The 24,967-nt window shown below is 57.7% G+C and carries 23 protein-coding genes and 4 pseudogenes; 13 read left to right on the plus strand and 14 right to left on the minus strand.

Annotation, left to right across the window (positions count from 1 at the left end):
• Nucleotides 1-361 precede the first annotated feature (361 nt).
• The 4 genes from AM571_RS38440 to AM571_RS21980 all read right to left on the minus strand — a co-directional run bounded on the left by AM571_RS38440 (nucleotide 362) and on the right by AM571_RS21980 (nucleotide 2,805).
• Complete coding sequence (locus tag AM571_RS38440; RefSeq protein ID WP_081377184.1) at nucleotides 362-799, minus strand: winged helix-turn-helix domain-containing protein; 438 nt, start codon at nucleotides 797-799, stop codon at nucleotides 362-364.
• Nucleotides 748-924, minus strand: coding sequence for a helix-turn-helix domain-containing protein (locus tag AM571_RS38445; protein ID WP_081377185.1), 177 nt, complete (start codon nucleotides 922-924; stop codon nucleotides 748-750). The genes AM571_RS38440 and AM571_RS38445 overlap by 52 nt, the downstream gene beginning before the upstream one ends.
• Nucleotides 890-1,087, minus strand: coding sequence for a hypothetical protein (locus AM571_RS21975; RefSeq protein WP_074063601.1), 198 nt, complete (start codon nucleotides 1,085-1,087; stop codon nucleotides 890-892). Before AM571_RS21975 ends, AM571_RS38445 begins: the two co-directional genes overlap by 35 nt.
• 416 nt (nucleotides 1,088-1,503) lie before the next feature.
• Nucleotides 1,504-2,805, minus strand: a complete 1,302-nt coding sequence (locus AM571_RS21980) for a hypothetical protein (RefSeq protein ID WP_074063602.1) — start codon at nucleotides 2,803-2,805, stop codon at nucleotides 1,504-1,506.
• A gap of 224 nt (nucleotides 2,806-3,029) precedes the next feature.
• Here AM571_RS21980 and AM571_RS21985 point away from each other — a divergent pair, with 224 nt between their 5' ends.
• The 3 genes and pseudogenes from AM571_RS21985 to AM571_RS36460 form a co-directional block, all read left to right on the plus strand.
• Nucleotides 3,030-3,656 (plus strand): outer membrane protein, encoded by a 627-nt coding sequence (locus AM571_RS21985; protein WP_074063705.1) that lies wholly within the window; start codon nucleotides 3,030-3,032, stop codon nucleotides 3,654-3,656.
• A gap of 17 nt (nucleotides 3,657-3,673) precedes the next feature.
• Nucleotides 3,674-3,922 (plus strand): helix-turn-helix domain-containing protein, encoded by a 249-nt coding sequence (locus tag AM571_RS21990; protein ID WP_074063603.1) that lies wholly within the window; start codon nucleotides 3,674-3,676, stop codon nucleotides 3,920-3,922.
• 12 nt (nucleotides 3,923-3,934) lie between these two features.
• Nucleotides 3,935-4,081 (plus strand): annotated as a pseudogene (locus AM571_RS36460) (IS3 family transposase); the annotation flags it as partial.
• A gap of 128 nt (nucleotides 4,082-4,209) precedes the next feature.
• Here the strand turns inward: AM571_RS36460 and AM571_RS21995 are convergent.
• Nucleotides 4,210-5,255: pseudogene (locus AM571_RS21995) on the minus strand (IS110 family transposase).
• Here AM571_RS21995 and AM571_RS22000 point away from each other — a divergent pair.
• Nucleotides 5,248-6,055 (plus strand): annotated as a pseudogene (locus AM571_RS22000) (IS110 family transposase); the annotation flags it as partial. The pseudogenes AM571_RS21995 and AM571_RS22000 overlap by 8 nt on opposite strands.
• A gap of 1,256 nt (nucleotides 6,056-7,311) precedes the next feature.
• Here the strand turns inward: AM571_RS22000 and AM571_RS36465 are convergent.
• Together AM571_RS36465 and AM571_RS22010 are read right to left on the minus strand one after the other, a co-directional pair.
• Nucleotides 7,312-7,410, minus strand: a pseudogene (locus tag AM571_RS36465) (IS5/IS1182 family transposase); the annotation flags it as partial.
• 1,226 nt (nucleotides 7,411-8,636) lie between these two features.
• Entirely contained in the window at nucleotides 8,637-9,353 is a 717-nt protein-coding gene (locus tag AM571_RS22010) for a hypothetical protein (RefSeq protein WP_155774515.1), read from the minus strand.
• Nucleotides 9,354-9,380: 27 nt separating this feature from the next.
• Between AM571_RS22010 and AM571_RS36470 the strand changes: the two genes are divergently transcribed.
• The gene (locus AM571_RS36470; protein WP_155774516.1) at nucleotides 9,381-9,518 is read left to right on the plus strand and encodes a hypothetical protein; all 138 of its coding nucleotides are present in this window, start codon (nucleotides 9,381-9,383) and stop codon (nucleotides 9,516-9,518) included.
• On the opposite strand, the gene AM571_RS22015 is transcribed toward AM571_RS36470, so the two are convergent.
• From AM571_RS22015 to AM571_RS22030, 3 genes are all read right to left on the minus strand, one after another.
• Nucleotides 9,491-9,958: a hypothetical protein gene (locus AM571_RS22015; RefSeq protein ID WP_074063606.1), complete on the minus strand. Its 468-nt coding sequence runs from the start codon at nucleotides 9,956-9,958 to the stop codon at nucleotides 9,491-9,493. The two genes, AM571_RS36470 and AM571_RS22015, sit on opposite strands and share 28 nt — an antisense overlap.
• Nucleotides 9,959-10,917: 959 nt before the next feature.
• Nucleotides 10,918-12,390, minus strand: coding sequence for a hypothetical protein (locus tag AM571_RS22025; RefSeq protein WP_074063608.1), 1,473 nt, complete (start codon nucleotides 12,388-12,390; stop codon nucleotides 10,918-10,920).
• 416 nt (nucleotides 12,391-12,806) lie between these two features.
• The gene (locus AM571_RS22030) at nucleotides 12,807-13,964 is read right to left on the minus strand and encodes an ROK family transcriptional regulator (protein ID WP_237358580.1); all 1,158 of its coding nucleotides are present in this window, start codon (nucleotides 13,962-13,964) and stop codon (nucleotides 12,807-12,809) included.
• A 161-nt stretch (nucleotides 13,965-14,125) separates the two neighbouring features.
• On the opposite strand from AM571_RS22030, the gene AM571_RS22035 reads away from it, so the two are divergent.
• The 8 genes from AM571_RS22035 (at nucleotide 14,126) to AM571_RS22070 (ending at nucleotide 21,003) form a co-directional block, all read left to right on the plus strand.
• Nucleotides 14,126-15,427: an extracellular solute-binding protein gene (locus AM571_RS22035; protein ID WP_074063610.1), complete on the plus strand. Its 1,302-nt coding sequence runs from the start codon at nucleotides 14,126-14,128 to the stop codon at nucleotides 15,425-15,427.
• 41 nt (nucleotides 15,428-15,468) lie between these two features.
• Entirely contained in the window at nucleotides 15,469-16,356 is an 888-nt protein-coding gene (locus AM571_RS22040) for a carbohydrate ABC transporter permease (protein WP_420493388.1), read from the plus strand.
• Nucleotides 16,357-16,360: 4 nt separating this feature from the next.
• Complete coding sequence (locus AM571_RS22045; protein ID WP_074063612.1) at nucleotides 16,361-17,281, plus strand: carbohydrate ABC transporter permease; 921 nt, start codon at nucleotides 16,361-16,363, stop codon at nucleotides 17,279-17,281.
• The gene (locus AM571_RS22050; protein ID WP_074063613.1) at nucleotides 17,278-18,339 is read left to right on the plus strand and encodes an ABC transporter ATP-binding protein; all 1,062 of its coding nucleotides are present in this window, start codon (nucleotides 17,278-17,280) and stop codon (nucleotides 18,337-18,339) included. Before AM571_RS22045 ends, AM571_RS22050 begins: the two co-directional genes overlap by 4 nt.
• 46 nt (nucleotides 18,340-18,385) lie before the next feature.
• Nucleotides 18,386-19,117 carry a DUF1868 domain-containing protein gene (locus AM571_RS22055; protein ID WP_074063614.1) on the plus strand — a complete coding sequence of 244 codons (732 nt, stop codon included), beginning with the start codon at nucleotides 18,386-18,388 and terminating at the stop codon, nucleotides 19,115-19,117.
• Between the two features lie 9 nt (nucleotides 19,118-19,126).
• Nucleotides 19,127-19,987 (plus strand): inositol monophosphatase family protein, encoded by an 861-nt coding sequence (locus tag AM571_RS22060; protein ID WP_074063615.1) that lies wholly within the window; start codon nucleotides 19,127-19,129, stop codon nucleotides 19,985-19,987.
• 297 nt (nucleotides 19,988-20,284) lie between these two features.
• On the plus strand, nucleotides 20,285-20,683 hold the full coding sequence (locus AM571_RS22065; protein WP_074063616.1) for a type II toxin-antitoxin system RelE/ParE family toxin: 399 nt from the start codon (nucleotides 20,285-20,287) through the stop codon (nucleotides 20,681-20,683).
• Nucleotides 20,680-21,003 (plus strand): XRE family transcriptional regulator, encoded by a 324-nt coding sequence (locus tag AM571_RS22070; protein ID WP_074063617.1) that lies wholly within the window; start codon nucleotides 20,680-20,682, stop codon nucleotides 21,001-21,003. Before AM571_RS22065 ends, AM571_RS22070 begins: the two co-directional genes overlap by 4 nt.
• A gap of 529 nt (nucleotides 21,004-21,532) precedes the next feature.
• On the opposite strand, the gene AM571_RS36475 is transcribed toward AM571_RS22070, so the two are convergent.
• The 4 genes from AM571_RS36475 to AM571_RS22085 form a co-directional block, all read right to left on the minus strand.
• Nucleotides 21,533-21,700, minus strand: a complete 168-nt coding sequence (locus AM571_RS36475) for a hypothetical protein (RefSeq protein ID WP_155774517.1) — start codon at nucleotides 21,698-21,700, stop codon at nucleotides 21,533-21,535.
• 36 nt (nucleotides 21,701-21,736) lie between these two features.
• Complete coding sequence (locus AM571_RS22075) at nucleotides 21,737-23,122, minus strand: tripartite tricarboxylate transporter permease (RefSeq protein ID WP_074063618.1); 1,386 nt, start codon at nucleotides 23,120-23,122, stop codon at nucleotides 21,737-21,739.
• Between the two features lies 1 nt (nucleotide 23,123).
• Nucleotides 23,124-23,582: a hypothetical protein gene (locus tag AM571_RS22080; protein WP_074063619.1), complete on the minus strand. Its 459-nt coding sequence runs from the start codon at nucleotides 23,580-23,582 to the stop codon at nucleotides 23,124-23,126.
• A 74-nt stretch (nucleotides 23,583-23,656) separates the two neighbouring features.
• The gene (locus tag AM571_RS22085) at nucleotides 23,657-24,949 is read right to left on the minus strand and encodes a hydroxymethylglutaryl-CoA reductase, degradative (RefSeq protein WP_257788694.1); all 1,293 of its coding nucleotides are present in this window, start codon (nucleotides 24,947-24,949) and stop codon (nucleotides 23,657-23,659) included.
• Nucleotides 24,950-24,967: the final 18 nt, after the last annotated feature.

Consider the following 24,967-nt stretch of genomic DNA (forward strand, 5'->3'; position numbering starts at 1 on the left):
TACCCATCCGGCGAGGCCCACGGTCTGCATGCCGTGGCACCATCACACTTCGGAAACTCTTTATTGGCAAACTGCCCGCGGCTTCAGTGAGGTGTGCGGATGCGGTGCAAGTTGAGAACGGTGTTCCTTTTACTGGTGGGGATGACGGTGTCGGAGAGGACCTTTGCAGGAGCAGTTGAAGCAGTGCGCCCGCGGGAGAAGACTGCAATCTCTGCTGCCGAACTGAAAATTCTCGCAGAGTGCTTTGCCTCTATTCGGCCTGGTAACAGCACTGCCTTGCTTCCACACGCGCCGGCTGAGGTGGTGCAATTCTGCATTGCGTGGAAGGGCTATTCGCAGCGGGCTGCTTCGAACCCTGATCTCAATACCGACTACATCGATGCTCTCGGCGAGTTCTACTCGTCGAGGCCTCGGCGGTATTTGGAGTGTTTGGCAAAGGTCGCTGATCGTGGGGGGCCGATGGACGCGTTCCCCGTTGTGCCCATCGCCGCGTCATCTTGTTCTTTTGCCCGATGCGGGCTTCATCTTGCCACCACAGCTCTATTCTGTGCCTGGAGCGAGGGTCTTGCTGATCGCGCTGATCTCTTCCGGGAAACTTTTTTAAATCCTCCACCGCCAATTCGTTCTGGGCATAGTGGCGCGGACGGGCAGACAGCTTGGCAAAGCCCATGGCCTTCAACTCACGTCCCACGGTGCTTTCGTCCAGCGATATCCGATAGTCCTCGAATATCAACCGTGCAAGGTCCTTCAACCGCCAGCGCACAACGCCGTGGATCGCCGGGATCGGCCCCGTCTCCACAAGACGACAAGCTCCTGGCGCTGATCGTCGTTGAGTTTCGAACGCTTGCCAGGAGCCTTCACGTTTAAAAGCCCCTCAGGGCCTTGCGCGTTAAAGCGCTCGACCCAGTCCCGCACGATCTGCACGGTTTACGCCACCGACTCTGGCGGCCTCGCCGCGCGTCGCGCCATCATAAATCCGCGCAAGAGCCAGAAGCCGCCGCGTCTGGGCGGCATCCTTCGACAGCCGCGCCGCCTTGCGCAGGTCATCGCCAACATAATCCGTCCGAAGCCGAAGTGCTGATCCCATGGCAAACCTCCCGTTTGCACCATGGATTCAGATTCATCGCGCTTTGTGAACCCTCAAGAGTCAGCAGCAATGCCGATTGGTATCAGTCCGGTGACCTGTTTAGACGAGCCGGGACGGGCAGACCTACGCGCCTCGGGCGAAGCGATCGTCGCACTCAGCTGACGGTCGTAGTGATAATCCAGAAGGCTGCCATATTGCTCGGTCATGCTGGATGAAAGGGGATGGATCTGCGCGTCGGATATATTAGGGTAGAAGCCAAACGCCGGTGCAATGAGATGAGCCCTTGGGTGGCCATTTCGACGGTGTTTTTTCGAAGTCTCGTAGTTGAATTGCGAAAAAACCGCACGCTTAAAATCCTTTAGAGTATTTACACGATTAAATCATTGAAGAAATAACAAAAGGTCCGGAGCTGGTTTTCACTCGCCACGTCCCGTTCTTCGGTCTCTACTATGGCCGAGCAGGTGCGCGCGGGAGGACTGCATCATCTCCTCCGCCGATTGGGTGACCTTGGCCGTTTTTATCGCGGCGAGATAGCTGTTCGGTGCATCAGCCTCGGTGTTCGGTACGTTTTGAGCCTCGGTGAAATCGGTATGCCGGTCGAAATAAGCTGCCTTAATGCTTTTGATATCATCCATCTGGTGCGATGGCGGGGTGATATCATCCATCTGGTGCGATGGCGGGGCGGTTTTTCTCTCGTTGGCGATTTCTTTAAAGGCTTCGTTCACAAGCCGACCACGCTCGGAAGCTTGCCCTCGCATGGATTCGATCTCCGATTGTATGTCCTTAGGAGCGCTCTCGTGGAGACGTGCCAAGGCAAGCGCGCCCTGTTTCCGGACATCCAGAGTGACATCTTCCTCAAGGATGATGGCTGCGAATTGGGCCGTAACCCATTTGTGATCATCAATCAGCGATGCGGCGTTTATGGAGAGCGTGCGAATAATCTTTACCTGATTGTCGATCTCCATGTCGTCCGCATGATCTATCATCAGATCCGCAATGACACGGCTTGAAGCGGCAGACGGGTTGTGATCGCAGATCGAAGTGCAAAGAGAGTGTGCGAGAGCGGAGCTGACGTTTGTACCGCCCAGAGCAAACGCTCTGTCCTCCGACCTCATGTCTTGCCATCGTTTAGCAAGAGCGATTGCTGCGAAATCGCTCGTGCTTGTCTCGCCATCTCCCGGCCGGCCGAACTGGCATGCCGCATCCGCATCCATAACAAGTAATTGTCTTTCGTCGAAAAGTTTGTCCCGATCTGCAATTTTGGAATAGCCGGCCATTCGGATAGCCGGCGTATGGATTGATATTATGTTGCTGAGTATCTCTGCCCGCTCCTTCGGCGACCGGGCGTCGAGAACCGGCATCATGATGTCGAGTTGTTCTACAATCGAGTGCTTGCCGCTTGTTTCTGCAAGTCCTGGATGTTTCATGGAAAATTGTTTGTTGGGATAGGCCCTATCCACCGCGCGATCGGATATGGCGCGATGTCCCTTGAGATGCGTCCTGAAAGAGTTCAGTCGTCCGACCCTAGTTGCGTCAAGCATGGATTTATTGACCTGCGATAGAGCAAAGAGAGCTTCTTGTGCTTGCCAGGTGGTGCCTTCTCTTGCGGCGTCCGAGACAACAGAGAGTGCGATTTCCGCCGTGAGTTCGCGCGGCAGGCGCTGCAGTGGCGAAGACTTGCTATTCTTTTCCGGGATTGCCTGATCGTTGTTTGCCACCGCTAGTCCTTCAACTTAATTGAAAACATTAGGATGGGGTGTCTTCTATGAAATTCAAATATATTTTAATTTCAAACGAAATAATTATTTTGCATAAGGTAAATATTCTATTTTCCACATGATATTTATCCATGTTTCATTTGAAATGTATATTTGGTTGCGAATTGAACATATCTGGCGTGATTGTCGGCGTCTTGACATCAACGATATTCGCAGAGGCAATAATGAATATTGTGTTTTATGCGACCACCACGCTTGTCCTAATGGCAGCCACTGCGGCGGGTGCCGCCGACCTTCCCGGACCGCCAGCCATTCCTTCCGTTCCGCCTTTCATCGAAGAAACGCCGACGCTGCGTTGGGCCGGACCCTATATCGGCCTTCATGGCGGCGGCAGCTGGGCTCATGCGACGATCAATGGCTGCGAATGCGGAGATTTCGATGGTCGACGGGTGGGCGGCTTCGTAGGCTACAACTGGACGCACTCCAGCGGTTTTATCGTCGGCATCGAAGGCGACCTCAACTATGAATGGAACGAGGATTCGTTCGGCGCCGCCAATGTCGGAACGGACCTCTCAGGCTCAGTGCGGCTGCGTGTCGGAGAAGAACTCGGCGGCCTCCTTCCTTATGTGGCCGCAGGCTGGGCTGCGACGAACGCCTATGTCGAAAATCCCAACGATAGTGACGTCGCCAACGGCTGGACGGTAGGCGCTGGTATCGACTGGGCAGCGACGGAATCAACATTTATCCGGCTGGAATACCGCTACAACAATTACTCAGCGGCCAATCTCGCCGGCGTAGACGTCGAATTCGAACAAGACATCATCAACATCGGCATCGCCCGCAAATTCTAGCACCTATTCAGTTGAGTATGTACCAACGGCGCGTTATCGCGCGGATGTATGAGAAGAGAATCAGTCAGGCCGAGATCGCCCGCACCCTACACCGGGACCGCTCGACGATCTTCGGAGAGATCAGAGGCAATACCTTCGTCTATCGGGAGATGTCAGACCTCAATGGCTCGGCGTGTGAACGACGCGCCAAGCTGCGGAGGCTTTTGCATCTCTTGCGCGTACGCGGACCTGAACCGCTCCGGGATTGCCGGAGACCCAACTCGTGAGAAGGAGGGTCTATGAGAAGCAAGACGTCGAACAAATTCTCCCCCTGAAGTCCGTGCCGTGCGAATGATGACGGAACACGAAGCAGAGTAGCCGTCGCGTGGGCTGCTGTTTCCTCGATCGCCGCCAAGATCGGCTGCGCGGCGCATACGCTTAATGAGTAGGTGAAGAAGGCCGAGGTCGACAGCGGTTATATCGTCGGCATCGAAGGAGACCTCAACTATGAGAATGGAACGAGGATTCGTTCGGCGCCGCCAATGTCGGAACGGACCTCTCAGGCTCGGTGCGGCTACGTGTCGGAGAAGAACTCGGCGGCCTCCTTCCTTATGTGGCCGCAGGCTGGGCTGCGATGAACGCCTATGTCGAAAATCCCGAGTTTCCCCCGTCCAGCCAACATGCGATAGCGAGCTGTCAGTCGACTCTGAGCCTTCCATGCGATCTCTCGAACTTTCGATGGAGCCCCGCTCCATGGGGTAGAGTTTCCTTGTGCCGACCCTCGGCGGATGCCTATAGGTCCATGCGCTCTCGACCAGCATGTGCCGGACTCGACCGTTATCAGCCTTGGTGATTGCGCCCCGTCTGACCGTCTCGCCCGTGGATCGCTCACCCGGAACCAAACCGAGATACCCCATCAGTTGGCGAGGGCTTTCAAATCGGGTCACGTCACCGACTTCCCTGCGAAGGTGACGGCGACAATCAGATCCACACCTCGCAGGGTCTGGAGCGCTCGAACAACAGAGGCGAGAGACCAGTTCGGGACGAACTCCTCGATCACCTTCTCCAATCGTTCGACGCGCTCTTTCGAGACGCGTACCGCCTCGACCATTTCCTGCAGTGCTATCTGATGTGCCGGATGATCGAACTGCTGCTCCTGAAGCCAGCGCAGGTATCGCATTGTCCAGCCCTTCTTGCGTGGATATGCGACCATGCTTGAGCATGAAGGCGCTTACTTGTTGCCGGTGAATCCGCAATGTCTCAACAGCAGCAGCTCGAGCACAAGAGCATCTCGACGGTCGTCTTGACGCGGTCACCAGGCTTTCTCGGGATCAGCGACGGAGCGACAACCATGCAGTCATGGCCCAGCGACTTGATGAGCCGGTGGAGGCCGTAAGCCGTGGGGCTGGCCTCGTAGCAGAAATGCACGTGATCAAACTTTGCGGCTATACGCTGGATAATGCGGCGCATGCTGGCATCCGATCCCTCAACCTCGCCGACATAACGGATCTCTCCGTTCCGGCCAGATTCAGCAATCGCAATTGCATTCTTCAGCTTGGCAACATCGATTCCGACAAAAGCTTCTCTATAATCTGCCACGGCTCGTCCTCCTCCGGCCATTTGCGTCGGTGCCCGTCATGCCAAGGCGGCGCTCGACATGGCCGCCAACAAAACCGATGCCAATGACGCCGATGGGCTCGCGCACCTAGCGGAGTCGGTTTCTTCCGCGAAGTCCGAGTAAAGTCCTTCGACAGCATGCTTTCTCGGACATTGGTCGCGGCTCGCACGAAACTCATGCGAACGACACTGGATCTGGCGAACCGGCTCGAGGATTGATGAAAACGTTCGGCCTTATCGTTCCGTGCAGTATGGGTGGCAAGTCTGAGGTGCATGTTCGCTCCCTCCTGGCCGACAACGCCGGCCTTTCGAGGATAATCCTGCCCTTAGTCGAAGCGTGGCGTAGTCTGCGCCTCCAGGTGGCTAGGTTGGGGAAGCAGCTCCTCGCCGAAGCACGTAGAAACCAGCAATGTCAGTTGCTGATGTCGATCCCCGGCGTTGGCGCGATCACAGCTACTGCCTACCTAACTGCCGTCGAGGATCCCGCGAACTTCAAGCGATCGCGCTCGGTAGGCGCATGGCTGGGGCTGACGACGCGGCGCTATCAGTCAGGCGAAGTAGATTATGACGGCCATATCTCCCGACGCGGTGACACTCATGTGCGTTCGCTTCTCTACGAAGCGGCGGTGGTGATCCTGACCCGCAGCCGGGCCGACAGCGATCTGCGTAGATGGGGTATAAAACTACGCGAGAAGATTGGCTTCAAACGCTCCGCGGTCGCTGTCGCCCGCAAACTCGCCGTCATCATGCATGCGATGCTGCGCTCCGGTGAGCTCTTCAACAGGGCGACAGCCACCATCTAACTCTCGAGCTCCGTAACGCCTATGGCGTGAAGAGGCGTCCCTGCCGTGACCGAGGCTGGTCCATTCCGTTAAGACCGTTCCACCACGAGTTTGCTCGGAGCGTGCGAGACATACATTGGAAGGACCGTCCCGCGAAGCACCATAATGCGGCAACCCATGTCGGCCGCGTCGACGACCATGCTCTCGGCAAACAGCCTTCTGCACCCAAAAGGCGCTTGCAAATCTCGCTATTAGACGACGGATTTACCCCGGTAAAGCATCACTACATCCCGGAGTTCCTTCTCGCTCAGTGGGCGGTGAAAACAGCAAACTCTGGCATTTACTGCGCCCAATCCCCGACGAGATCGCTACCGAACTCGTGGTGCCCGCCGAGATCGACTACGAAAAGGGCCTTTATGCGCCACCCGGCCTTCCGCTGAAAAGCCTCGGCAAACCGAGCAACATTTCACCTCCCCGCTCGACGCCCAAGCCGCGCGAGGTGTCCAGCTCCTGCGTCAGGGCAGACGCATCTCATGCCCCAGAAGGAGCAGCGCCTTGCCGGATACGCTCCTCCATCAAGACCTTACGCTCCAGGACAATACGGCGGAGATCTTCTTCATCAGGCGTAGGCACCGGCAGCATCGGGCCGACCCGCGGCCCTCCGCGCCTGAAGGCGAGCAACGCTGGATCAGCGTCTCCCATCGAGCCTGTCCGCCTCGCTCGCCGTCGCCAGCGTGATGTTGATATCGCAGCTGCGTCGACGACATGGCTGTTGTAACCTTCACTTGTCGCCGCCTGATGTCACGTGTCGGCGCCCGCGCTTCACGTCGTGCTCCTACAACGGCACGAAGTGGCTGTCACGTCGTTACCGGCCGAACAATCGGGTTCCCGGGTCATGGACACGTCAAAGGGATCGTATTGCCCCTCCAGCCTCCCAAGCCGGTCGCGCTCTGGAAAGAACGCGCCAAGCATGGGGAAATAATCATGCAAGGCGAACATGCTGATCCCTTGGGGCGACAATTGCCGTTCGGTCCCGGGCATAAAAACAACAACAGCACTTGCCGCGGCTTGCTCCCAAATAGTGGCTTGGCCGTCGGATGCCATGAAAATCCGTTTCGATGGCAGGATAAAGACGACTGTAGTTATCTTCCAGCTTTTTCGGCTTCGCCTTCCCGTCGCTTCGCTCGAGGGAGTGCATGCACACGGCTTTCCGAAAAAGCTTTCGATAACTACAGTCGTCTTTATCGGTGCTGAATTTAGGTTCGGAACTCGTTAAGTCAGAGCCAGAAGATGACGATTGCTGCAATGCATATGCTTGAGAAGAAGGCATGAGCGCAGCGGTCGTATCGGGTGTGAATTCGCCGCCAGTCCTTCAGGCCGGAGGAAATGTCCCGAGATCATCCGGCAGCTGACATGCAACCCCTGGCTTGACTACACGTTTCACTCCCAGGCCGCATGATGCACAGCTTAGCGCCCGTAAGCTGACGTGCTATGTCAGCTGAGCGATTTATCGGCGGCCACCACTATTAAATGGATACCTCCACCTCGTCTCGCCGAAATCTCTGCCAGCTAAATCGCATCGTTTCATCAACTTTCACAATGTCCGTGGATCGTTACGAAGCCAATACTTCCAGGCCGCGTGATCCGCCTGTCACAATCGAAAACTCTCCAACTGAAGTTAATTCCGCTGAGGATGCGGCAGAGACTGTATCCCAACTCAACAGTCCGACCAGGTCGCCAACGCCCTCCATCCTCACGGAGAATGACGATCAAAATAATCCCTTTCATCCTCGCTATACCGGGCCGCCCCTGTCCGCATACCATGCAGCATATCGAGAATGGCACGCTAGACAACAAACTCGTCATCATCACTATCTCGATCAGTGGCCCGATGCGATGTACACGGGTTTTCCTGCCGCAGGTTCTCTAATTTCTGAGGCGACATGCACCTATTGCGCCGCCGGAGGCCTCGGATACTGCCAATGCGCACGAAGGTTGACGGTTCGTCATCCGCCGCCGCCTTCCAGAGCCGACGAGCAGGATCCGCGTGCGCAGCAAGTGAACGCCCAAATTGCGGTTTACGGCAACAACACGACCATTGTTTATGGGGCAGATCGGCCGCCAAACACTACAACGCGACCTGACGCTGACAGGCAGAGGCTGCCTGTGACCAGAGACGACGACGAGGATCTTTGCTACCCGGAGGAGGATGCCGGGGGACTATTCTTTTTTCTCTTTGGCAAAGCACAACCTGAACAACAGGCTTAGGAATTTAGATTATCAATTGTACCTAAGACCGTCTCCGAAATTTCCATGATCCTTTGTTCTACTCTAAAATACCGTGACCATCCTCACGACAGATTATCTGGATTACATGTTTACGGAAAGCAATGTTTCGGGAACCGCAAGTATTATATTTTTTTGGGGCACCAGGCCATTTTCTGTTCCCTGACTATTGATTTCATGTCCGGTCACGGCGCCACCCGTAACCGGTTTTTTATGTGGTAAAAAGGCAACCCGACAAAGAAAACCCTGTTTCAATTCCTCCCGCGTATGCAGCCTTCCTCAGCAGGTCTACCGCCAAATCCATGAACACACCCGACTACCCCTTATGGGGCGGCTGAAGCTCGTTCAAGGGATATTCATGGGTCATGACTTTGTAGGTCGGCTTTCCCTTCTCGTCGATGTGAGCGTCATAGGAGATCGCATCCCAGCACCTGTCCGCAACGACCAAGGGAAACACGAAGCCCTCTTGCTGAAGCTGGCCGACGGTGGCCTGATCCTTGCACAGGTCGCGGAGTTTACCCCATGGATCCAAACCGTTGCCCTCAAACCTGAACTTGTAATATATTTCACCCTCGCAGACATCCGGCCCTCGTATAAGTCCTCTGAACACGATACCCCGATTACGACGACTGAGGTCGTGAAAGATTTCAATCGTCGCGGCATCGTCCCGCATGGCGCCCAGCAGGACGGGGTCCACTACCGGCTTCCCCTGCACGTCTACCGCCGTGTCATTGGCGGGATCGTAGCGTATTCCGGTTGTGTAGATGGGCATTCCAAGCGCGAAGGTAGTGAGAGAAGGATGAGCGAGGAAACCGTCTGCCCAGGCAATGCCGCTTTTGACGAGGTTGTGATAGGTTCTGGTGACTGGCGGGGCTCGTTCCTTCTCGGCGCGCTTGGCAGCGTTTTTGATGATCGGCCCGACGCGCACGACAGGTAGGAGCTTGACCTCGTTCACGTTGTCGGACGGATCCTCATCCTGAATTTTCCGCCAAAGAACGTCTGCGTCTGGGATCGTGTAAGGGTAAAACTCCACGATGGTGTGCGGCAACAGGTGAGGCCGATGGCTGAGCTGCGCGATGAATGGCGCGATATCATCATTTTTCAGGTCTGGGAGGAACGCTGGAAGTTTTGGTCTGTGAAGGGCTGCGAACGAATTCTGAAGCATTTCCATCATCCAGAAAACGTCGGGCAACTGTGAAACCAGTTAGTTCCGTGGATACCGAGGGGGGAGCGCATGCCTACCCATTCGTCGGTTAGGTGAAAACGGTCGGTGAATTCACCATCTACGATTTCCTTGACGATGATCGGGCGACCGATGACCTCTTCCGGCGTGAGCTCGCTCCACCGCTTGGCCAGTCCGATCGTGCGCTCTGCGGTCTCGTCATGACTGAGGACAAAAGTCGTCGCCTCTCCATGCTGCCGGGAAAGTTGCATGACATCCGGTTCGGCGAGCAGGGCGCTCAACAGGAAGGCTATGAAGAACGCTCCTGTCGTGTTCTCGGGATGAAGGGCAGGTTCGTAAACTCCGCGGTGGGCTGCATATTGAGGCCGAGATTTAGCCGTGATTGCGTCCAGCCCCTCACCGATGGTGCGTTCGGAAAAAATGTCAGCGATCGTTAAACCCTTGGGGACCTGCAACTCGATGTCGGTGGGACGCCAGCGGCTCTCTGAGACTGGGATGCAGTTCGGGTTCGCTTCCAGCTCCTATGTAGCCAGTTAGCTTGAAACGAACATCTGGCCTGGCAATCTTACCGCGCGCCATGTCTTGTAACGCTCCTCGATCTCTGGAGATGGAAAGGGGAACGTCGGGACATGAATATCCCTCAAGTTGATCGTGAGTTCGGATTGGGTACGGAGTGCCTTCAGCAGGCCTTCGTTTCCCTTGATGGGGTCAACCTTGGCGGTGGATTTGACTGGCGGGGCCATTTGTGCATTGGACCGGACAAAGAGATGTTTTGTTGATCCTAGAGGGTAGGATGAAGAAGGTGAGTTCAGGCGCGAGGGAAGCGGGTTTTATAGATGACGGCACGGCTCGATCAGGGAGGGAATGGACGGAGGGGTCGGGAAGCAGAAAAAGATGGGCATGCGGTTTGACCCTGAAAACAAAGCGCTGTGCCGCTTGCGAAATCGGCTTGCGTCATCAGGTGGCGGCGCGCTTACGTGTCGAAGGATGACACAGGGCTTGCAGATACGAGCGCCACGGCATAGTTGGGGCCTTGGCTGCAGGGTTGGCGCTTCAACTGGCCACGTTAGGTTGACGGCTATTGGAGCACGGGCTCATTCCACGCCGCACCATCACCGCGGCGCTCAGGCTATATGCGGAGATACATCTTCATCCTACGGCCAATCGACTGTCTGTCACGGATGCCTCGGGACGAGTGATTTTTTCGGCTCACGCCAACTGCGCTCTCGCCTACCCAAATCTATTCAAGTTTTGAGCCTCCCCTTTTCTACAACACGCTAATGTACAATGGAGTGGAGATTTTTTCGCAAAAGACAAACACAATCCTCACAAGACCTTCAGCTCGCTCCCTAACCTGAGAGGCGCTCAGCCATTCCCACGCAACCAATCCATACGAAGATCAAGAATAGCACACCTATCGCTTCACGCACGACCATAGCCAGAAAAATGGAAACCAGATGATGTAAACCGTCAGCGATGCGCCCGACACCTCGTAAAGCCAGACCAGCACAGGTACGATGTCGTTCGAGAACACAGACTTGATGAACGCAAGTGGCACTCCCACGGCAACCCTGTTTCCCATCGGTTCGAGGAACTGTCCTTCCGTCACGAGATTGGAAATTCCCATGACGAGAAACGACGGAATCGAACCGATAACGAGCACGGAGGTTTTCGAAGCTAGAGACCTTGGCGAGATCAGGCCATTGCGAACGTCCCGCATCTGCTCGGAAATGACCCAGGATAGTTTGCTGACCTGATCCATAATGACCGCAAGCTGGTTGTGAAAGAAACCAATCTGGGCAAGCATGAATAGGAAAACGATGATCGGATAGACACGCTTGCTGCTTCGCGCGTACATCTCCTGCGGAGCAGCATGTTCAGGGAGAGGGGGAGCGCAATGTGCGACAATCCGTTGCAGGCACCCGAGATGCTCGACAACCAGATCATATTTCCTCATTGTCATCGCGCTGCATTTCACCCCGTCGCGCTGCAACAGCAGGTTCTCCAGGTTTTGGTTGATACGCTCTCCGTAAGTGCGCAGGGTAGCCTTTTGCGCATCATCGATCTCGACCGACTTCGCAAGGATGCGGGCGAGAGAGCGATGGTTCAGGTAGCGCGGCGCGCCTGTCACGCCGAAGAGTATGGTTGCGGAAAGCATCGTCAGCAGAAATTGTAGCCAGATCTCGTGCCGCCGGGAGCGGACCGCGTCGGAGAAGAACAGGCATAGAACCATTCCAGGGGGCAGGTTCTGAAGAAACCTGAACTTCCAGACGTGAACGTTGAGGTCCCACGTGGCAGAGCCGTAGACTACGGCGAGCACTATCATGCAGAGCGAGCGAGGGACCGCAGTCAAGGCGCCGACGACAAAAACCCATTCTTGCTGAAAGACGCCGGGAATGACGGGCGCGGCGAGAGAGGTGAAGAGAATGAGAAATGCCAGGATGCGAAAGGGAATTGAGATGCCGTTTTCGAAGCTTTGAAGTTCGTGGACGGCCTTGGAGCCGTGGCAGTCCAAGGCGTCCCTGATGTCTTCGGGCAGGGTGGCAACGATCTGCATGACCCTGCCATCAGCTTCTCCAACAGATGGATCGTTCCGGCCCGTTGGCTTGCGAACCGCAGCAAGACTGTTTGTCAGGGCCAAACGTCCCTCAGCACTTTCCTGAAAAAGGTGGTCATCGTTGAAGGAGGAGATGTCCTCCTTGAGACTGCTTCCTTCCCACCATTCGAGGAAGAAGTTTCTGGTGAAAACCCCTTTGAGGAATTGAGGTTGCTGCCGCCAGAAGCTCAACTGCTTGGCCCAGGCCGCGCCGAAGCCGGTGGGTTGGACAGTCTCGGGTTGATGGGAAAGAGCCGAAAGGGGATCAACGTCTTCAGCGGGGTGCGCCATAATCGAGAGAGAGAAAAGAGTGCAGAGAGACTAGGGAACAAGGGGATGCGGTTGAGGAGGAAAGAACGGAACATCAGGCAGGCAGGGCGGGGGGCGCCTTCTTATAGTTCTGGCTGCCTTGCAAGCAGCGCAAGGAAGCGGGGAGGTCCGGATGAGGGCTTGGTGCGGTTGCCTGGAGCTGCGCCCCCTTTGCGAGAGAGGTGACATGGGTGATGACGTGTCTCCGCTTCACTGGACGCCACCTCGGGCTCGCGAAATTGCCGCAACACGCCAAGGCTCGTATCCGGATCGGGCTGGCGCGAAATTGGATTTTGCAGGATATAGGGAAGTGTAAAGTTCGGATGTTCGGGTAATTGTGCAGATGTTCAATTGTTACTTTGTCCATTTGAAGCGCGCGCCCTATCCCGCCCCTGCTTCTAAAGCAGAGTCGCCTTGAAAGGCAGAGCAGCAGCGCCGATCGCCGAAGGATTGCCGGAAAGATCCGAGACGATGAGCTTGGCGATCGGCCGGCTTACCCCGTAGCGGGGAACGTGCGCAATCTTTGTCCCGGTGACGAACATCTCCGCCAGCCTGGGCGGAATTTGTCCGCCGAAAACGATGGCTTGCGGATCAATAATAGAGCAAATCGCATTGATGATCCGGTTGTAGACGGGAAGGACATCCTCCACCCATTCTGCAACGCCTTCCCAGGACGGATCGAAGCTCTTTCGCAGATGTCCGACGGAAGACAGGTGAATGCCGTGTTGTGCCAGGTGGCGGATTAGGTTCTGCAGCGCGGGGCGGCGATTGTCCTCGTGTTCCTCATAAATGCCGCTGAATTCGCCCGCATTTCCAAACGAGCCTGTGACGAGTTCGCCGGCGATGATCAAAGCGCCGCCGAAGCCATAGTTGAAAGACAGATAGCAGAAGTCCGGCACATGGCGCCCGACGCCCAGCATGGCTTCGCAGATCGCTGCGGTGTTGGCAGCGTTCTCCGTCCAGACAGGCGCATCCAGGCGGCTGCTCAGCAGCGGCTCGAGCTGGATCAGCGACCAGTCCTGCAGGGGTATGGGTGCGTTGAATGCCGTTCCCTCGACACGATAGCCGGCGATGGCAAAACCCACGCCCAGAAGATTGGCCCGATCGAGCCCGTGTTCCCGGAGCATCTTTTCAATAAGCGCCGAGACCTGATCCAGCGAGGCGTCGCGCGTCTTGCCGACGATGTCTATCTCGGCTGTTTCGTGCCGGCCTGAAAGCCGCATGACGGTAACGCCGATCTGGTCCGTATTGACGGATATACCGATCGTAAACGCCCAGTCTTCGCTCAGCGACAGGGTGGGACTGGGCTGCCCTCGGCCGGCCGCCGGCTTCGGCGGGCCTAGACTGACAATGCCGCGCGCGGAAAGATTATCGATCGTCTTATGCAGCGCTTGCTGTGTGTAGGGCAGGCGCGAGGCGAGTTCGGCCCTGGAGATCAAAGGCTGTTTCCAGAGTTCACGCAGGATCAGGCGTTCGTTGCCGGAGGCAATGGACTCATCTGAGTGGAGGCGCATGAAGCGCCGCATGATTGGCTTGAGAGGGCGTTGCGGGATCATCGAGATTTCAACAATCTGGTTGTTTAATGCAGGACCATATAACGCATTTTATAACGACCGCACGAAAATTTCCTGCAAAATCCGATCTAACCGTCATGGAGATGTCACAACGATGTTGTAATAATTCCCGTAATGTCAAATTGTAACGCGAGGGAATAACAATGCCGTTCCGTGCCTCCATATCGATGCTGGCCTTGCTGGTGTCTCCCTGCGCAGCCTCTGCTGCCGACATCGAGTTCTGGTATGGCAACATCGGGACCGCCGAAAAAGCCATCGTGGCTGCCTGCGGCGCCTTCAACGCCGCGCAGCAGGCGCACAGCGTTACCTGCGTCGGACAGGGCGGTTACGAGCCTACAATGCAGAAGGCAATCGCGGCCTACAGATCTGGCAAGCACCCGGTGCTGATCCAGTTCTTCGACGCCGGCACGCTCGATCTCATGCTGTCGGACGCGGTCGTGCCGGTCGAGCAGGCCATGCCCGAAGTGAACTGGAAAGATTACCTGGCTGGCGCCCGGTCGTTCTATGCGACTTCCAAGGGGGAGCTCTACTCCCAGCCCTACAATGGTACGACGCTGGTCTTCTACGGCAATGCCGAGCTTCTTGCAAAAGCTCGGATCGACAAGCTACCGGAGACCTATGAGGAGCTTGCGGCCGTTGCCCGCAAGCTTAAGGATGCCGGGGTCGAATGCCCTATCACGACGGACGGCCATCCCTGGCGTGTCTTGGAGCAGGTCGCCGCGCGCCATAGCGTGCCGATTGCATCCAGGCACAACGGATATGACGGCCTCGACGCCGAATACACGTTCAACAGAGGTCTGATAGCCGAACACCTCGAAAACCTGCTCAGATGGCGGCAGGAGGGTCTCGTCAAGCTAGACCAGGATACCCGGACAGGCAAATACACAGCGGCCTTCAATTCCGGCGAGTGCGCACTTATGGAAGCGTCCAGCGGTCTCTATGTCGATGCCTTCAAAGCGCTGGGCGACAAGGTCATGGTTGCCCAAGCACCGATGTACGAGGGACACAAACGCTACAACACGCTTATCGGCGGGGCCTCGATCTGGCTAATGAAGGGGCATGACGAGGACAGGATCGAAGCTGCCCGGGCGTTCCTCGACTTTATTCGCAGGGACGATCAACAGATCGAATTCACCCGCGCCACAGGCAATCTTCCGGTAACGCGGTCCGCGCTCGAATTGTTACAATCATCCGACAAGACCAGGGAAACCGAATTCGCCACGGTCGATGCGGGGGTCCGGTCGCTAAGCGCCGAATCCACGGACGACAGCCGCGGTATACGTCTCGGCTTCTACATGCAGTTCCGCGAGATCTTCCAGGAAGAAACGCAAAAGGCCTTTGCCGGCGATCAGTCGATGTCGCAAGCTCTTGATCTTGCCGTCGCCAGGGGCAACGAGCTCCTGCGTCGCTTTGAGAAGACCTACAGCAATGTGACGCTCCCCTGAAAAGCCCTTCGCCATTTGCTGCCGAAGGTCTCAACAAGCGAATTGCCATGAAACAGACCTATTACACCTCGGGGTGGCACTATGCCTTGCTTGTGTCCCCCATTATCTTCCTGATCGGCCTCTTCTTCTATGTTCCGGTCGGGCTCGCCTTCTTCTGGTCGTTCTTTCTCGAGCGGCCATTCGGAGGCGGATCGGAATTCATCGGCTTTGCCAACTACGCCCGACTGCTCGGCGACACGACATTCTGGTCAGCGCTCCACCTTTCGGGGATCTTCATGCTGCTGGCCGCCGGCTTCGGCGTCGCCATTGCCCTGATACTGGCGCTTGCGGCGGATCGAGACCTGCGGCTCAGCGGCGCGGCGCGCAACATCATCCTCTGGCCGAAGGCGATCGCCGGCGCATCGATCGGGGTGGTGTTCACCTTCATCTTCAATCCGCATCTCGGCCTTCTTGCGCCGCTGAGCACTCTGTTTCCAGGCGTGTGGAACCCGCGAATGGACGGAACGCAGGCATTTCTGATGCTGGTGGTGGCGCAGGTCTGGCACGGACTGCCGTTTAATTTCATCATCCTTCTGGCCGGGCTGCAGTCCCTGCCCGACACGCTAATCAAGGCGGCCGCGGTCGATGGCGCCGGGCCATGGCGGCGCATTCTCGACATCCAGATCCCCTTGATCACGCCGCAGCTGTTTCTCGCTTTCGTGCTGGAATTCGTCGGCACGCTCGTTGATGTGTTCGGGCTGATCGACACAATGACGCAGGGCGGTCCGGGTGGCTCCACCACATTCCTGATCTACAAGATCTACAAAGACGGGTTCGTGGCCTATGACCTATCGGGCGCGGCGACCCAGACCGTCCTCCTGATGATTTTCGTGATCGCGATGGTGCTTCTACAGTTCCGGCTTGAGAAGCGCGTGAGATACGAACGGTAGCGCCATGATCGATGGAACATCAAGCATCAACCGTGTGGCGACAGTCGTTCTGCTCTTTGGGATCGTGTTCATCCTCGGACCGGTGGCCGTCGCCATAGTCACGGCGACGCAATCATTCGAGCAGTTCATCGCCAATGGTGGCATCAGCATCACCATCGGCGGCAGCTTCATCAATAACCTCGGCCACATCGTCACCGAGACCCGGCTACCACAGCAATTGCTGAACTCTGTCGTCGTCGCAATCCTCGTGGCGGGCGTCAAATGCTCGTTCGCCTTCACGGCGACCTTTGCACTGGTTTTCTTCGAATCGCGGTGGAACAAGGTGATCTTCGCGCTCACCGTCGCCACGGTGATGCTGCCGCTGGAGCTGATCGTGATCACCACCTACCAGATCGTCTCTAACATCGCGATGCCGCTGAACTGGATTCTCGATCTGACTGGGCTCGGCTGGGTAGCCGAGCGCATGACGGGCACGCGGCCCTATATCGAGTGGAACCTGCTGGGCAGCTATGTCGGGATTGCGGCGCCGATCGCAACTGCGAGTACCTCCGTCTTTGTCTATCGGCAGTTCTTCCTGTCCTTGCCGAAGGATCTGTCTCGCGCCGCCGCCATGGACGGGGCCGGGCCGATCCGCTTTATGATAGACATCCTGCTGCCGCTCTCGCGTACGCCACTGGTCGCGACATTCCTGTTCTGGTTCATCGGCGCCTGGACGAGCTATCTCTGGCCCCTTGTCGCGGCTACCACCCCGGACGCGCAGACCGCAATCGTCGGCCTGGCGAAGCTTTCGACCTACGAGCCCGACAGGACGCCGGACGTTCCTGTGCTGATGGCAGGCGCGCTCTTCGTATCTTTCCTGCCTGTCGTCCTGATCGCGGCGCTGCAAGGGCTAATCGTCCGGGGCATGAATCTTTCGGAGAAATGACCGTGACGAAGAATGCAATCGTACTCGACGGACTTTCCAAGCGCTTTGGCTCGACGGACGTTATCCGCAACCTGTCAGCCTCGATCGCGGAGCGCGAGTTCATCGTGGTCCTCGGTTCCTCGGGGTGCGGAAAATCGACGCTGCTCAACGTGATCGCGGGTCTCGAACGCTTGAGCGGGGGCCGCATACTGGTCGATGGGCAAGAGGTGCAGGACAGGGAGCCGAAGGATCGCGGTTGCGCCATGGTGTTTCAGAACTATGCCCTCTATCCGCATATGAGTGTGGCGGACAACATCGGCTATGCGCTGAAGGTGGCCGGCGTGCCCGTTCCCGAACGTCGAAAACGCATCGAGGCCGCAGCGAGGACGGTCAACCTCGGCGACTTCCTCGAACGACGGCCCTCGGAACTTTCCGGGGGCCAGAGGCAGCGCGTCGCGATCGCCCGCGCCATTGTCAGGGAGCCGAAGGTGCTTCTGTTCGACGAGCCCCTTTCCAACCTCGATGCGAAGCTGCGATACGACACCCGCATGGAACTGGCGCAATTGCATCGCCGGATCGGAGCGACCAGCATCTTCGTGACCCATGACCAAGTCGAGGCGATGACGCTCGCGGACCGGGTTATGCTGCTGAATGCCGGTCGCATCGAGCAGTTCGCGCCGCCGCATGAGCTTTACAATCGGCCCTGCTCGACGTTCGTCGCCGGCTTTATCGGATCGCCGGCAATGAACCTGTTCGCTGCCTCAGGCGACGGTCAGATGCTGCGGTTGCTTGATGGAACCGCGATCGCGCGACATGGCCACAAGGGCGAGGTGGTCGTCGGCATACGGCCGGAAAAGATAATCGCTGACGATGACGGCATACCGGCCGTCGTTCGTCATCACGAGGATCTCGGGTCGCATGCCGTCTTCTCGGTTAACTTCCTGTCTGGCCAGAAGGCGGTGTTTTCCACGTCGCTCGGGGCAAACACCGTGGCACCCGCAGCCGAACTGCGCCTGAGACTGCCTTCGCAGCATCTTCATCTCTTCGACAGTCAAACAGGTCGGCGCTTCGAGAACTGAGGCCGACGCCATTCCACCATCATGAACCGATTGGAGAAATCGCCTGATGCAATCACTTCGACCTGACGCCGTTGCCCATCTCACCGGCATGCTCTACAACGTCGCCCGACCGAATGGAATCGTCCTGCCGGGAACTGCGGGCAAGTTCTGGTCGGATGGGACGGTCCAGACTTGGCCCGGCAACACGTTCATCTGCCACCTCGATTCGGCGTCTGACGCATTTGCCGCAATTCGCGAGATGCAGGAAACAGCCAAACGCAGCGAGTTCAATCGGTTCTTCACCTTCCTGCCACCGTCGAGTTTCCACATGACGATATTGCAGGGAGTCACGGCGGCGTGCAGGCAGGGAGACGGCTGGCCGCAGGACGTGTCTGCGGGTGCGACGCGAGACACCATCAGTGCGGAGCTTCTTAAGCGCACCGCCGATCTGAGGCTTCCATCGTCGTTTCGTGTCCGTTTCATCGATCTTTTCGCGGGTAGCAGCCTGACCATCGCGGGGGCCGACGACGGCGAAGAAAAAAAGCTTCGGTCGGTTCGCAAGGCCATACGCGATGCGGCCCGCATCCCGCAGGCGGGGTTCGACGAATACGTCTTCCACATTTCCTATGCGTATCAGCTCGAATTTGTATCCGAAACGCTTGCGAGCGAAATCACGGCTTTCAGCATGGAACTGTCAAATCGATTCCGTGACCGGCTTGGTGAGATCGAGCTCGGACCAGTCGAGTTCTGCCACTTCGAAACCATGCATCATTACACGCCCATCCGTCTGTTCAGGTGATCGTCGACCATGAAAGCTTTCCTTCCCCAAGTCATCATTGATGGCTTGATCGACGCGGTGCGCGACACCGCAAGGCGTGAGATCATGCCGCGTTTCCGTAACCTGCGGCCGGGGGCGATAGATACCAAGTCGGCGCCCGACGATCTGGTGACGGAGGCCGACCGGGCTGCCGAGCGCGCAATTACCGATGCTGTCCGAGTTCTTCTGCCCGCGGCGCTGGTCGTGGGAGAGGAAGCCGCGTTCGAGACGCCCGGCCTCCTCGATGAACTGGCAACCGCTGAAATGGCAGTCATCGTCGATCCTGTGGATGGCACCTGGAATTTCGCAAACGGACTGGCCGTGTTCGGCGTCATACTAGCCGTCACGATCCGCGGCGAGACGGTCTTCGGCCTACTCTACGATCCGGTAATGGATGACTGGATCGTGGCCGAGCGCGGCAGGGGGGCTTGGTATTGCCGGCCGGGGAAGGCGCCAGTCCGCTGCCCTGGACCGTCCCGCAAACCGCTCGGTGAAAGTCATGGGGTTGTGCCGCTGTTCCTGTTTCCAAAAGAGCAGCAGGCCGGCATCGCCGCCTGTTTCCAGAAAATCAACCGCGTCTCCGCTTTGCGCTGTTCATGCCATGAATATCGCATGATGGCCCTCGGCTCCGTCGACTTCATCCTCTCGCCCATGGCGAAGCCGTGGGACCACGCCGCAGGACTCCTGGTCATCGAGGAGTGCGGCGGACAGGTTATCTCCGGTCAGCGCTGCGGGTACGCACCAGGATTTCCGCAAATGCCGCTCATTGCCTGCGGACATGGCGCCGAAGAGATACAGGCAATTTTCTTCCCTTGGACAGGTTCCCATTCCGGAACTGCACGTGGCAGTTGACCTCTCATCCTCATAAGGACACTACCTCTTCGTTTTCTGCCGGAGCAGGCGGCAAAGCGGCAAAAGTCACCGGGCAGCCAGCGGGAAAGAAGCTGCAGCCACCAGTCGCCACACGGGCGTCGCCGGGTACGGCTCAAGCTTCGAAAGAGTGAATGATGGACGACCTGAACCGATCGGCCTGCCGCCGGAGTGCGCTGGCGTGAATCAAAGTTCATCTCAACGGCAGCTTCCCACTGCTTTGTACGGATTGCAAAAGAAAAGGCTTGTTCCGATGAACCATTTTTGGTACACCTCGTTATGAAGAAAGTAGTCGATCGGCCCAAGAAGACAATCGTCGCGGAATTCTATCAGACGCCGAGAGGCAAGGAACCTGTTCGAGAATGGCTTAAAACCATGACGTTTGACGAGCGCAAAGCGATATCGACCGATGTTCGAACGACTGAGTATGGATGGCCTTTGGGGATGCCAACTTGCGATAGCTTTGGCGACGGCCTTTGGGAGGTTAGAACCAGTCTCAGTGATAAAATCGCAAGGGTGTTCTTCTACATGGAAGGATCGCGAATGATCCTTTTACACGGGATCATAAAGAAAGACCAGGTGCCACCGAAAGTCGACGTCGATACTGCACGGGATAGGAAACGAGAATCCGAACGAAGACTTGAGCAACTGAAGAAGAAAAAGGAGCGAAAAAAATGAGCGAAGATGACCTGATTAGCCCAATTGGTTCGAGCTTTGAGAGCTTCTTGGAAGAAGAGGGCATCCTTAACGAAGTTGATGAACTCGCCATCAAACGAGTTATTGCTTGGCAAATGGAACAGAACATCGCCAAGCGTGGAATGTCAAAGTCGGAATTCGCGGATGCGATGAAAACGAGCCGGACGCAGGTGAATCGCTTGCTTGATCCGGTGAACACGAGCATCTCGATGCACACCCTGTGCAGGGCAGCGGCCGTGTTCGGCAAAACGCTCCGTATCGAGTTCGTGGACAGGGAAGAGAAGCAACACATAGCTGCCTGATTGCCGAGTGCCAAAAACTGTTTGAAGGGCCGACTGCTCGCCAGTGGTCGGCCTTCAACTTTGGAGCCTCATGCTTGGCAATGGAGCATACTGGACGATCGCCACCTTTTGGCGGACGGAGTTCGAAAAATAGCGGCTAAGGGCGATTCCCCAGCAGCTTCCATAAAGACCTCGCGCGCGAAACTAGCACCGTCGCAATCTGGTCCGTTCGGTTCCATGACAATAGTGTGCCAGCCGTGCGGCGATGTTGGACCAGGCAAGTTGTTTGCGAGTTCGGGCATGGAGGTTTTCGGCCGCAAGCATTCTAGTGGTGAAGGTAGAAGACGATGCGTCGAGATGATCATCGCGCCGAATCTCACTAAACGATCGAGAATCTTGAAGCGGCACGACGCTTGACAACTGCTTGTCCGGCGTCAAGCGAAATACTGTTCCACCGAAGACTTCGCAGAAACATCAGATCGCCCCGCGCATCAAACGTCGGGCATTCCAGTTGCAGTCCCTTGTCGGAAGCCGTGAAATACTCCTTCGCCTAGACCGACGGCAGATCGGTCTCCGCCATCGGCAGCGGTAACGCGCTCTGCAGCTTCTTCGGAATTTCGAGAGACGGAAGCGTATTTCCGTCGTCGGCGGCCTGAGCGGCAGCGCCGATCAGGATCGGCGTCGCACTCAAACTCAGCATTCGCAGCACTTTTTTCATTTTCCTCCCTTTCCTCGATGCAGCCGACCGGCTGGATCAGCCGCCGATCAGCTTCAGGATTGCCGGAACACTCAGGATCGCGGCGTAATAGCCCATGAACTGCACACCGGTGTTCATGCCGAGCACCCGATAGAGAAGACCGCCGAGGAGGCCCACGGTAACGATGACAAGCAGTGCGAGCACACCGCCCTCCCAGAGGCCGATGACGAGGATGAGGCCAACGAAGGTCGCGATGATGGCTTCGTGGCTGATGTATTTGGCCACGAACGCTGCCGCGCTGCGGGCGTGGTTCATTGCGAAGGGGTAGGCGATGGCCGCGGCGATGACCACTGAAATCAGGCCCCAGATCAGGAACTCGGAAACCGACATCATCGTGTGCAGGTTATTGACGACCCCGGTCGCCGTATCGACCGTGAAGCGGGGCGGAGCGTTGAAGAGCGGCGCGGCGGGGCCTGCGGCAACCGGGCTGAGTGGCAGGCCGAATGCGATGAGCGGGATCAGGGCCTCGGCGATATAGGTTGATTCCGTGACACCGTTTCGGACGGCCAGGACGGACGTCAGCCGATGATACGCCTGTTTGATGCGCGCTCCGACGATTTCACCTGCGATAACGGTAATGGCTACGGGGCTGAAAACGAACGTGGCGCTGGTTATCGCGGCTGCTGCCGCCGTCGTCGCGACCTGGCTCCTGTCGAGCACCCGGAAGGGGTTTGGGAAATATCCGCCCCAGCTCTTGACGTCAGGCGCGAGCGTCGTCTGACGCGACACGCTGCGGTTCATGCGTTTCCGCTCGAGCGGAGATGCTGCGGAGAAGAGTTCTGCCACGAGCGGACCGACTGCGATGCCAAGGAAATAACTGACTCCAAGCTTGACATTGTGCGTAGCGGTGAACCCCTGCAGGGCGACGATTAGAAGCGTGAAAGGGATCAACGCGAGCGCGGAGGCCCAACGACCAGCGGAGAAGTAGGCGATGATGAGTGCGGCACCGATGAAGAGCCATGGAGCAGACGCCGTAATATAGGTTCCGAAAGGTGCCAGGATGACGGCGAACAGCACTGCGAGCGGAACGGCGATAAACGCGGAAATCACTGACCCGGCCAGCATCTTGCGCAGCGCCACATGCGGTGCCCCCAGATTGCGAAGCGAGGTGGCCTGCTGAAGAAGTGGCAGTGCCATGGTGTCCCCCGGAATGCCCAGAAGCGCAGTCGGCACTGCATGCGTCATATGCTTGGAAATCGCCGCACACATCCAGAAGGTAAATACCGCCGCCGGCGGGGCTCCCAGAAGAACGACGAGAAGCGTTACCGGAGCGATGGTCGTCGTCTCGTCGGTTCCCGAAATCAGGCCGATGGCGGAGAACAGGATTGCGCCCAGCAGCCCGAGGGAGAGGGCGAGAACTATTTCGTAAAGCAGACCGTCCATGTCACTCCCCCTGCCTGCCTGCGCCGCGGCGATCTTCGTAGTTCTTGAAGAGGTCGTAGAGCCCGACCTCGCGCATCTCCTGCACCACGACAGGCGGAAGATCCTCCACCCGGCCGATGGGGCCGCCCTCCTGCTCGAGCTGTTCCAGCACCTCGACTTGCCACGCGGTCTCTGTCTGAACCTGCTCGACCACCGTTCGCTTCGGCGGGAAGATGCGAGCGCAGATCGCTCCGCTGACGACGGAGCCGACAATGCCCCCGAGCATGGCAAGCGCCTTGCCAACGGCGGGCGTACCCGCCATGGGGGCGACCGTCGCAAGGGCGACGAAATACACCGCCAGGCTCCATATGGCGCCCATGATCATGGCCTTGGCGAGCTGAGGGCGAGAGACCACGTCTCCCCACACTTCGGCTAGCTGACCATGCGCGCCCGCGGCACGCGCAACATTCTGATCTGTCATCAATATCCTCCCAGGTTCCGGCCAAGTGGCCAGGCGACGGGCGAAGCTCCTCCTTCGCGGACCGCCAATTCCAGTTATTTCCTCAATTCGGCAAGTATTTCCTCAGCCCGCGCGGAGCGAACGTCATGATCCGCCGCAAGCCTGCGGGCGACCGTGTCAATCTCCTTACCCGTGGCTCCGGCACCGATTGCTATATTGCGGGCGTGCAGCGCCATGTGGCCGCGCTGGATGCCTTCGGTGGCGAGCGCCCGAAGGGCTGCCATGTTCTGTGCAAGTCCAACTGCGACGGTCACCTCGGCAAGCTCGACCGCGGATCCGACATTCAGGATCTGTAGTGCCGCCTGAGCCGCCGGATGCGTCTTCGTCGCTCCGCCGACGAGTCCAAGCGTCATCGGCATTTCGATGGTTCCGACGAGCGTTCCCTTGGCGCTGATTTCCCACGTCGAGAGTGATGTGTAGCGTCCCGAGCGTGCGGCATAGGCATGTGCACCCGCTTCGATAGCCCGCCAGTCGTTGCCCGTCGCCACGACAACCGGATCGACGCCATTCATGATCCCTTTATTGTGGGTGGCGGCGCGATAGGGATCGACGGCGGCGAATTCGTAAGCATCGACAATGCCCTCGATCATCCGGCGTCCGGAGAACTCTCTGGTGGCAAGTGCTTCCTCGGTCACCTCGATATGGGCACGCGCCAGACGCAGGTCCGCCAGATTGGAAAGGATGCGCAGCCGGACTTCTCCGCCAGTGATGCGCTCGACGATCGGTGCGACCGCTTCCGCCATGGTGTTGACGGTATTCGCTCCCATAGCGTCGCGGACGTCGACCAGCAGATGGAGCACGACCATCGAGCCGCGGGACGTCGCCGGGAAAACATGGACCTCGATGTCGCGGCATCCGCCCCCGAATTTGACGAGGACCGGGTCCTTCGCATTCGCGGCCGATATGATTTCGTCCCGTGCGGCAAAGATGGCCAGCCGCGCGCCATAGGGATCCGTTATCCCGAGTAGTTGAACCTGCGCACGCATGATTGGTGCCGTCGACGATGTCTGAAACCCGCCGCAGCCGCGCACGATGCGAGCCATATAGGACGCCGCGGCAACGACGGAAGGTTCCTCGACGGCCATCGGCACGAGGTAGTCCTGACCGTTGATCAGAAAGTTGGTCGCCACGCCAAGTGGGAGCTGGAAGGTGCCGATGACATTCTCGATCATGCCATTTGCGCGTTCGACAGGCAGGGCGTCCGGCGCACCAAGGACGGTTTGTGCCTGATCATCTATCTGAGCAGCTGCCGCGACCTGCTCCAACCGCTCCGCAGGAGACAGATTCCGCATATTCTCGATGCGCGACGTGACTGTCTTTTTTGTCAATGGCTCACTCCCAACCAA

The organism is Rhizobium etli 8C-3, assembly GCF_001908375.1.
Classification (GTDB): Bacteria; Pseudomonadota; Alphaproteobacteria; order Rhizobiales; family Rhizobiaceae; genus Rhizobium; species Rhizobium etli_B.

Coding starts and splice junctions, on each gene's coding strand:
- AM571_RS21975 (WP_074063601.1), bottom strand. CDS start 1,087: ATGGGATCAGCACTTCGGCTTCGGACGGATTATGTTGGCGATGACCTG.
- AM571_RS21985 (WP_074063705.1), top strand. CDS start 3,030: ATGAATATTGTGTTTTATGCGACCACCACGCTTGTCCTAATGGCAGCC.
- AM571_RS21990 (WP_074063603.1), top strand. CDS start 3,674: ATGTACCAACGGCGCGTTATCGCGCGGATGTATGAGAAGAGAATCAGT.
- AM571_RS36470 (WP_155774516.1), top strand. CDS start 9,381: ATGGCTGAGCTGCGCGATGAATGGCGCGATATCATCATTTTTCAGGTC.
- AM571_RS22025 (WP_074063608.1), bottom strand. CDS start 12,390: ATGGCGCACCCCGCTGAAGACGTTGATCCCCTTTCGGCTCTTTCCCAT.
- AM571_RS22030 (WP_237358580.1), bottom strand. CDS start 13,964: ATGATCCCGCAACGCCCTCTCAAGCCAATCATGCGGCGCTTCATGCGC.
- AM571_RS22035 (WP_074063610.1), top strand. CDS start 14,126: ATGCCGTTCCGTGCCTCCATATCGATGCTGGCCTTGCTGGTGTCTCCC.
- AM571_RS22045 (WP_074063612.1), top strand. CDS start 16,361: ATGATCGATGGAACATCAAGCATCAACCGTGTGGCGACAGTCGTTCTG.
- AM571_RS22050 (WP_074063613.1), top strand. CDS start 17,278: ATGACCGTGACGAAGAATGCAATCGTACTCGACGGACTTTCCAAGCGC.
- AM571_RS22055 (WP_074063614.1), top strand. CDS start 18,386: ATGCAATCACTTCGACCTGACGCCGTTGCCCATCTCACCGGCATGCTC.
- AM571_RS22060 (WP_074063615.1), top strand. CDS start 19,127: ATGAAAGCTTTCCTTCCCCAAGTCATCATTGATGGCTTGATCGACGCG.
- AM571_RS22065 (WP_074063616.1), top strand. CDS start 20,285: ATGAAGAAAGTAGTCGATCGGCCCAAGAAGACAATCGTCGCGGAATTC.
- AM571_RS22070 (WP_074063617.1), top strand. CDS start 20,680: ATGAGCGAAGATGACCTGATTAGCCCAATTGGTTCGAGCTTTGAGAGC.
- AM571_RS36475 (WP_155774517.1), bottom strand. CDS start 21,700: ATGAAAAAAGTGCTGCGAATGCTGAGTTTGAGTGCGACGCCGATCCTG.
- AM571_RS22075 (WP_074063618.1), bottom strand. CDS start 23,122: ATGGACGGTCTGCTTTACGAAATAGTTCTCGCCCTCTCCCTCGGGCTG.
- AM571_RS22080 (WP_074063619.1), bottom strand. CDS start 23,582: ATGACAGATCAGAATGTTGCGCGTGCCGCGGGCGCGCATGGTCAGCTA.